The following is a 1876-nucleotide window of genomic DNA, read 5'->3' as shown; positions in this document are numbered from 1 at the left end:
TGAGCGATGTCGAAAACAACACAGCCCCGGATGAGGGGCCTCCTCTGGCGAGGACAAAGACGCCGGAAGCTGAGCTTTTGGAAGAGTTCGGGGGTGAGCTGCCGGAGGGCGAGATCACCGAAGAAGAGGCAATCACATTCCTGATGGCCTATTGGAATATCGCGACCACCTTCGCACGTCTTGGTTTCCATGTCGGGACCAGACCGGCAAAAGCTGTTGATAATATATCAGGAAACCCTCCCGATCTCTGCATTGATGTGTTATCCTTATTCACCGAAGAAGATACAGAGCATGAAACAGTTGCACCCCGTTCACCCCAAAACGATGAGGCGCAATCATGCAAGACACCCAAATCCAAATAGATCCAGTCAAACACGCTCTGCTTTACTGTAGGGTGTCCGGGACGAAGCAAGCCACCCAAGGCCACGGGCTCGAAAGCCAGGAAACTCGTTGTCGCGAATATGCGGAAAAGAAAGGCTATCAGGTTGATGCCGTCTTTCCCGATGATGTCTCGGGCGGTGGGGACTTCATGAACCGTCCGGGGATGGTTGCGCTGCTGAGTTATCTCGATGCGCAAAAAGGCGTTCCCTACGTCATCATTTTTGATGATCTCAAGCGCTTCGCGCGAGATACGGAGTTCCACATCAAGCTGCGCAAGGCCTTTGCCGTGCGCGGGGCCGAAGTCGAATGCCTGAACTTCAAATTCGAAGACTCGCCGGAAGGCCGATTTATCGAAACGATCATTGCAGCGCAGGGTGCACTTGAGCGCGAGCAGAATGGCCGTCAGGTCCTGCAGAAGATGAAAGCACGTCTACAGCGCGGTTACTGGGTATTCCCAGCACCTGTTGGCTATACCTATGAAAAGACGGGTACACATGGCAAATGTCTCGTCCGGGACGAACCGGTAGCGTCCGTTGTTGCCGAAGCTCTCGAGGGCTATGCCTCCGGTCGCTTTGGTACGCAGGCCGAAGTGCAACGGTTTCTGGAAGATCAGCCCTGCTATCCGAAAGGGCGCCACGGGTGTGTCCACCCACAGCGCGTGACCGATCTGCTGATCCGTCCTATTTATGGTGGATTGATTGAATATGCGCCATGGGGCGTTTCGCTGCGAGAGGGTCAGCATGAGGGTCTGATCAGCGCGGCGACATTCGAACGCATTCAGCAGCGCCGCCAGGGCGTCGCGAAACTGCCCATGCGCGCCGACATCAACCGTGACTTTGTGCTGCGCGGTGCGGTTTGCTGTGGCGATTGCGGCGTGCCTTACCGTTCCGCCTGGTCACAAGGCAAACGCAAGAAATACGCCTACTACGTGTGCCAGACAAAAGCCTGCGACAGCTACGGCAAATCGATCCCTCGCGACAAAATCGAAGGCGAGTTTGAACAGTTACTACAGGATCTCACACCAACGAAGCAGGCCTTTGGTTTGATGCGCAAGATGTTCCGCAAAGCCTGGAATGAACAGATCGAAGCATCTGGCCAGATGCGTACCGAGCTGGAAGGCAGATTAAGGCCACAACGCGCGCATCTGAAGAGATTCTCGACAAGATCGTTGGCACGTCAAATGAGGTGCTCGCAGCGCGGCTGGAAAAGCGGTTCAATGAGATCGAGTTCGACAAGATCAAATTGCAGGAAAAACTGCAAAATCAAGGCCAACCAAGGGCATCTTTCGAGGAGGCGCTCGAACACACCTTGAATTTTCTCTCAAACCCCTGGAAAGCCTGGGAAAAAGGTACCTTTGAGCTCCGCAGAGCTATCCTAAAGATGGTGCTTTTGGGGCCTCTTCACTACCACCGAAATGGAGGACCTCGAACACTAAAAATCGCGTTTCCGTTCAACACTTTAGTGAGAAATTTTGACTGCCAGTCAAATATGGTGC

At 53.9% G+C, this 1876-nt stretch carries 2 protein-coding genes; both read left to right on the top strand.

The window, feature by feature from the left end; genetic code table 11:
- The coding region (locus So717_RS21975) for a hypothetical protein (protein WP_159981413.1) at nucleotides 1–362 on the top strand (362 nt) is incomplete at its 5' end.
- Nucleotides 338–1693: a recombinase family protein gene (locus So717_RS21970; protein ID WP_159981411.1), complete on the top strand. Its 1356-nt coding sequence runs from the start codon at nucleotides 338–340 to the stop codon at nucleotides 1691–1693. The genes So717_RS21975 and So717_RS21970, both read left to right, overlap by 25 nt.
- Nucleotides 1694–1876: the final 183 nt, after the last annotated feature.

Source organism: Roseobacter cerasinus, assembly GCF_009811755.1.
Classification (GTDB): domain Bacteria; phylum Pseudomonadota; class Alphaproteobacteria; order Rhodobacterales; family Rhodobacteraceae; genus Roseobacter; species Roseobacter cerasinus.
Note: the sequence above shows the minus strand (reverse complement) of the source record. Positions and strands in the feature narration are given on the sequence as shown.